Annotated in this window: 4 protein-coding genes and 1 pseudogene; 2 read left to right on the top strand and 3 right to left on the bottom strand. The window is 74.7% G+C overall.

Annotated elements, in window-relative coordinates; genetic code table 11:
- Both DKT69_RS38675 and groL read left to right on the top strand, forming a co-directional pair.
- A pseudogene (locus DKT69_RS38675) lies at positions 1–682 on the top strand (hypothetical protein); the annotation flags it as partial.
- A gap of 277 nt (positions 683–959) precedes the next feature.
- A complete protein-coding gene (gene groL / locus DKT69_RS33015; RefSeq protein ID WP_109805329.1) occupies positions 960–2,582 on the top strand; it encodes a chaperonin GroEL in 1,623 nt (540 codons plus the stop codon).
- Positions 2,583–2,646: 64 nt separating this feature from the next.
- Here groL and DKT69_RS33010 read toward each other — a convergent pair whose 3' ends face one another.
- From DKT69_RS33010 to DKT69_RS33000, 3 genes are all read right to left on the bottom strand, one after another.
- Positions 2,647–2,889, bottom strand: a complete 243-nt coding sequence (locus tag DKT69_RS33010) for a hypothetical protein (protein ID WP_109805328.1) — start codon at positions 2,887–2,889, stop codon at positions 2,647–2,649.
- 93 nt (positions 2,890–2,982) lie between these two features.
- The gene (locus tag DKT69_RS33005; RefSeq protein WP_109805327.1) at positions 2,983–3,918 is read right to left on the bottom strand and encodes a GNAT family N-acetyltransferase; all 936 of its coding nucleotides are present in this window, start codon (positions 3,916–3,918) and stop codon (positions 2,983–2,985) included.
- 60 nt (positions 3,919–3,978) lie between these two features.
- Positions 3,979–6,439, bottom strand: a 2,461-nt coding sequence (locus DKT69_RS33000; protein WP_236648503.1) for a S8 family serine peptidase, incomplete at its 5' end; no start/stop codon positions are given.

Here is a 6,439-nt window from a genome sequence, read left to right as displayed (position 1 = left end):
GTTCTACCCGCACCCCACCCTCACGGTCACCGCGCCGGGTGAGCCGCCCGCCCCGTTCCCCGCCGACTACTTCCGCGAGCTGCTCGTCTTCTTCGGAGTGGCGCTCGTGGTCGGGGTCTTCGCGCTGGCCGTCCAGTGCGTCGGCTGGGCGGCCGGCACCTGGGCGGTCACCCGGCAGGCGGCCGGCGAGCCGGTGACGGTGGGCGGCGCGCTGCGCTACGGCCTGCGGCGGGCGCCGGCGCTCTGGGGCTGGATGCTGCTCGTGTTCGCGATGGTGCTGGTCGGCGCGGTCTTCTGCTACCTGCCCGGGATCTATCTGATGTGCGCGCTCAGCCTGGCCGGCCCGGTGCTGCTCTTCGAGCGGGTCAACCCGATCGCCCGGTCCTTCAAGATCTTCCACGCCCGGTTGGGGCAGGTGCTCGGCCGGGTGCTCCTGGTCGGGCTGCTGGCGACGATCAGCTCGATGGTGGCCGTACCGGTGCAGATGATCATCAGCCTGGCCGGCGGGCCGGCCGGCGCCTTCGAGATCACCGCCGGCACCGTCGTGGGCTCGGTGGTCACCGTGCTGCTCTACCTGCCGGCCTGGCTGGCCTACCTGATCGGTCTCGTCGTGACGTACGCCGAGCAGCGGGCCCATGAGGGCCCGGTGAACTCCGCCCGACTCGCGGCGGAACTCGGCTGAGCGAGCCCATCGTGCTTGCACTCGGCAAGGGAGAGTGCTAAACAGGTCATTGGCACTCGCATACCGTGAGTGCCAATGGTCGGGGCGGTAGGGCCACGGCTGCGCCGGCGTCTCGATGGCGCCGGAGCGGCACATGGCCGGTCGTCGCGGGCTGTCCGGCCCGACCGAGGAGACGTCGTCGTCGCCAGGTGGCGACGTCCCCTAGGTGCGTACACCAGGCGGCCCATCCGGGGCACACACTCGGGTGGCCCGTGAGTGTCCAGGAGGACAACGCCGTATGGCCAAGATGATCGCGTTCGACGAAGAGGCGCGCCGCGGCCTCGAGCGGGGCATGAACCAGCTCGCCGACGCCGTGAAGGTGACGCTCGGCCCCAAGGGCCGCAACGTCGTGCTCGAGAAGAAGTGGGGTGCCCCCACCATCACCAACGATGGTGTGAGCATCGCCAAGGAGATCGAGCTCGAGGACCCGTACGAGAAGATCGGCGCCGAGCTGGTCAAGGAGGTCGCCAAGAAGACCGACGACGTGGCCGGTGACGGCACGACGACGGCGACCGTCCTGGCTCAGGCCCTGGTTCGCGAGGGCCTGCGCAACGTGGCCGCCGGTGCGAACCCGATGGCCCTGAAGCGGGGCATCGAGGCCGCCGTGGCCAGCGTCTCGGAGGAGCTGTCCAAGCTCGCCAAGGACGTCGAGACCAAGGAGCAGATCGCCTCCACCGCCTCCATCTCCGCCGGTGACAGCACCGTCGGTGAGATCATCGCCGAGGCGATGGACAAGGTCGGCAAGGAAGGCGTCATCACCGTCGAGGAGAGCAACACCTTCGGCCTGGAGCTCGAGCTCACCGAGGGTATGCGCTTCGACAAGGGCTACATCTCCGCGTACTTCATGACCGACCCGGAGCGTATGGAGGCCGTCTTCGACGACCCGTACCTCCTGATCGTCAACAGCAAGATCTCGTCGGTGAAGGACCTGCTCCCGATCCTGGAGAAGGTCATGCAGGGCGGCAAGCCGCTGCTGATCATCGCCGAGGACATCGAGGGCGAGGCCCTGGCGACCCTGGTCGTCAACAAGGTCCGCGGCACCTTCAAGTCGGTCGCCGTCAAGGCGCCGGGCTTCGGTGACCGCCGCAAGGCCATGCTGGCCGACATCGCCATCCTCACCGGTGGCCAGGTCATCAGCGAGGAGGTCGGCCTCAAGCTGGACGCCGTCAGCCTCGACATGCTGGGCCGCGCCCGCAAGGTCGTGGTGACCAAGGACGAGACCACCATCGTCGACGGCGCGGGTGACGCCGAGCAGATCCAGGGTCGGGTCAACCAGATCCGCGCCGAGATCGAGAAGAGCGACTCCGACTACGACCGGGAGAAGCTGCAGGAGCGCCTGGCCAAGCTGGCCGGCGGTGTTGCGGTGATCAAGGTCGGCGCGGCCACCGAGGTCGAGCTCAAGGAGCGCAAGCACCGCATCGAGGACGCCGTCCGCAACGCGAAGGCCGCCGTCGAGGAGGGCATCGTCCCGGGTGGTGGCGTCGCGCTGGTGCAGGCCGGCAAGACCGCCTTCGACAAGCTGGACCTGACCGGCGACGAGGCGACCGGCGCGCAGATCGTCAAGATCGCGCTGGACGCCCCGCTGCGGCAGATCGCCGTCAACGCCGGCCTCGAGGGTGGCGTGGTCGTCGAGCACGTCCGCAACATCGAGGCGGGCTGGGGCCTGAACGCCGCCAACGGCGAGTACGTCGACCTGCTGGCCGCGGGCATCATCGACCCGGCCAAGGTGACCCGCTCGGCGCTGCAGAACGCCGCGTCGATCGCGGCGCTCTTCCTCACCACCGAGGCCGTCGTGGCGGACAAGCCGGAGAAGACCCCGGCCGCCCCGGCTGGTCCGGGTGGCGGGGAGATGGACTTCTGAGTCCAGTTCCACCGAACGCCGAAAGGGGGCGGGCCGCGTCAGCGGTCCGTCCCCTTTCCGTCCGTCACGTCGGCAGCGGCCGCTGGTTGCGTCGTTTGTGCGTCCGGTTGTACGGCGGCCGGATCCGGACCGGCTCGTCGACCGGTTGCCGGGTCTCCTCGGCCGCCGGCGCGTCGGCGCCGGCCAGCTCCGCCAGCTGCTCGGCGTCGCCGTAGTCGAGCCGGTCGAACGGCAGTTGCCCGGGGAGTTCACCGACCGGTGGCCAGCTCGCGGGCTGGTCCTCGATCCGTTCGTCATCCGTGGTCATGGCTGCCTCCTCTACGGGCAACCGTAGGGGGCGGTCGATGACCGGCACGGGCGAATGGCATTATTGGCGTCTATATCCCTTTCGCCCTTTTAATTACCCGACCGGGTGCCCGTCGATCGCCTTCCGGTACAGGAAGAAGACCCGCTCGATCCGCGCGCCCGCGCTGCCCGAATAGAACGGCACCGGGCCCACCCAACCGATCTGCGCCGCGCCGATTCCCGCCACCGCCTGATCCCGCAGGCAGCGGCGCAGCAGCACCCCGCCGATGCCGGAGCCCTCCGCAGCCGGGGCCGTCCCCATCGGGCCGAACCAGCTCGGTCGCGCGGAGCCGTACGCCGCGAAGCCCAGGATCTCGCCGTCCCGCTCCGCCAGGTGCGCCCCGGCGTCCGGCCGCCCCACCGAGCCGGCCAGCTCGCCGTCCCACGTCCCGCCGAAGGTGGCGCGGGCGAAGGCGGCCAGCGCGGCCAGGTCCGCCGGCTCGGCCCGGCGTATCGTGACGCCCTGACCGGCCAGCCGGCGTTCGGCCGCCTCCGTGGAGCGCAGCGCCGGCGAGCCCTCCGACAGGTCCGCGGTCATGTTCCACGCCGTACGGTCCTGCCGGTAGCCGAGCCGCAGCGCGGCGCAGACCGCCGGGGTGTAGCGCACGTCGACGCCCGGCCAGGCGTAGTACGGCGGATTCCCGGCCAGCAGCAGCTCGACCGCGCCCAGCCCGGCGAGCCGCCGTTCCGCCTCGGCCAGCAGGGCCCGCCCGACACCCCGGCGGCGCTCCCGCGGCGCCACCGCCACCAGGTCGACGTGCCCGAGCCGCGGGTCCCGCTGCGCGACCGACCCGACCAGCACCCCCACCAGCTCGGCCCCGCGCACCGCGCCGATCAGCAGCACCGGGCGGTCGGCCGCCGCTCGGGTGGTCAGGGTGTCCAGGATCGCCGGCGCCTCGGCGGCGTCCTCGGGCAGGTCGAGCGCCTGCCGGCAGAGGTCGACGACGGCGGGCAGACGGTCAAGGTCCAGCTCGATGATCTCCGCGTCCATGGTCGCCGACCCTAGGTCATCCGGCGGCCCGGCGGCACCGTCGAATCGGCCCGGTTCCGCTCACCCGGCGCGGGCGGCCCGGACGGCGGCGTACGCGTCGACCAGGCCGGCGCCGACCAGGTCAGCGTCGCCGCCGCAGCGGCGCCCGGTCGGGTCGTCCGGGCGGACCCCGGCCGGGGTGGCGGTCTCCCGCAGGATCCGCCGGGTCCGCGCCAGGTCGCCGACCAGCGCCGGGTTCGCCGACCACATCAACGCCACCACCCCCGCCACCTGCGGGGTCGCCATCGAGGTGCCGGACAGGGTGGCGTAACCCCCACCCGGGAATGCGGACAGCACGTCCGCGCCGGGCGCGACCAGGTCCGGTTTGGCCGCCCCGCCGGCCGCCGGCCCCCGGCCCGAGAAGCGGGTGAGCTGCCGCGCCCGGTCCACCGCGCCCACGGTCAGCACGTCCGGGTACGGGGCCGGCGGGTCGGCCACCGAACCGCAGTACGGGCCGGTGTTGCCGGCCGCCGCGACCACCAGGATGCCCGCCGCCGCCAGCGCGGCGGTGGCCGGCCGGAGCGCCCCGGGGTCGCAGCCCTCGATCGGCGGGCAGCCCCACGAATTGGTCAGCAGGTCCGGCGCCCGGTCCGGCCGCCCGTCGGTGAACGGGTCCCCGCCGAACGGGAAGGGCGCCAGCATGAACTGCAGGCAGTCCAGGTAACGCGCCGGGCTGCCCAGGTTGCGGTCCAGGTTGACGCAGCCCACCCAGCGGGCGCCGGGGGCGACGCCGATCCCGCCCCGGCCGACCGCGCTACCCGCCGTGTGGGTGCCGTGCCCGCCCTGGTCGTTCGGGGTGCGGGTGTGCGCCCACGGGTCGTACCAGGAGTCGTCGCCGCCGCGGAAGCCGGCGGCCAGCGCCGGGTGCCGACCGTCCACCCCGGAGTCGGAGGCGCCGACCACCACGCCCGAGCCGGTCACGCCCAGCTCGGACCAGACCCGGTCGGCGCCGATCAGCGCGACGTTCCAGGCCGGCCCGGCCGGCGCGGGCACCCTGCCACGAGCGGGCCGGGCCGCCGCCGGCAGCGGGCGCAGCCGCTGGCTGACCAGCACCCGGGCCACCTCGGGCCGACCGGAGAGCCAGGCCCGCACCTCCGGCCCGCCGTCCGTCTCCATGGCGTTGACCAGGTAGTACGGCGTCGGGTGCAGGCGCAGCCGGGTCAGCTCCCGGCGCAGCCCCGCCTGGGTCCGGTCGGCCGTGGCCACCAACCGCCGGTAGACCTCGGCGGCCCGGGCGTCCCGGCCGGCCCGACCGGGCGCCCCGGTCGGGATGCCGTCGAGGTCGGCCTGCTCGCGGAGCACCACCAGCAGCCGGTCGCCGTACAGCCCGGGCTGCCCGGGGACCACGTACACCACCGCGACCGCGGCGAGCAGGGTTGCGGCGGCCACCCCGGCCACCCGGCGGCGGGGCGTGCCGGCGCGCGGCCGGGCCAGCAGGACGCCGTACCCGACGGCGAGCAGCACCGCGACGGCGAACGCCGCGCCGGTCGCGACCGCGACCCAGTACGGCACGTCGCGGGTGGTCGCGAGGAGCACCGTGAGCTCCTCCGGGTCGGCGAGGGCCAGCGGGCCCAGCACGCCGAGCCCGACCAGCCAGCGCACCGGGGCGCGGCCGACCGACCGCCCCGCGCGGGCGGCCGCCGCGTGCAGCGCGGCCAGCGCGAAGCCGAGCGGAGGCAGCAGGAACAGGGCGGGCAACTGGGCGCCGGACTGCCCGGCCCCGGCCGCGACCAGCACCAGGACGACCCCGGCGACCAGCCCGCCGACCAGCACCAGCCGGGCCGGCCGGGGCGGCGCGTCCACGGTGAACCGCGCCCAGAACGTCGCGTCGAGCAGCACCCCGGCGAGGGCGCCGAGCGCGGCGGCGGCGAGGCCGGCGAGGAACGTCTCCAGCAGGCCGCCCAGCGCGCCCAGCCAGGCCCAGGGCAGCAGCAGGGCCGCCCCGGCCGCCACCGCGAGCAGGGTCGCGGGCCGGCCTTCCCGGCGATCGTCCGGGGCGTCCCGACCGCCCGGCACCGGGTCGCGCCGGCCGTCCTTCCCAGCGCCCACGCCGTCCTGCCGAGGCGTGCCGTCGCCGCCGGCCGCCGCCGGGGCGGCGCGGCGGTGGAGCAGCCGGCCGAGGAGGGCCGCCAGCAGGGCGGCGGTGGCGGCCAGGGCGGCCAGGTACGCCTCCTGGTGCACCGGCGGCAGGGACCGCAGCAGGGTCAACGCGCCCAGCGCCAGCGCCCCGGCCAGCCAGACCCGGCCGGTGGCCCGGACCGCCGGCGAGCGGGGGAGCAGGGCCAGCGCCAGCGTGGGCGCCCCGACCAGCAGCACCGTGCCGAGGGCGACCAGCGGCCAGGTCGGCACCGCCCGGTCCAGGCCGGCGACCAGCACCGCCTGGTCGACGGCCCAGCCGACCACCTGCCCGAGCACCGTCACCAGCGCGGTCCACCCGCCGACCAGGACCGCCGCCACCACCGGCCACGGGCCCGTCCGCTCC

The organism is Micromonospora sicca, assembly GCF_003172935.1.
Lineage (GTDB): Bacteria > Actinomycetota > Actinomycetes > Mycobacteriales > Micromonosporaceae > Micromonospora > Micromonospora sicca.
Note: the sequence above shows the minus strand (reverse complement) of the source record. Positions and strands in the feature narration are given on the sequence as shown.

Bases quoted from the DNA above. Each gene is read 5' to 3' on its own strand.
- groL (WP_109805329.1), top strand. From the start codon at position 960: ATGGCCAAGATGATCGCGTTCGACGAAGAGGCGCGCCGCGGCCTCGAG.
- DKT69_RS33010 (WP_109805328.1), bottom strand. From the start codon at position 2,889: ATGACCACGGATGACGAACGGATCGAGGACCAGCCCGCGAGCTGGCCA.
- DKT69_RS33005 (WP_109805327.1), bottom strand. From the start codon at position 3,918: ATGGACGCGGAGATCATCGAGCTGGACCTTGACCGTCTGCCCGCCGTC.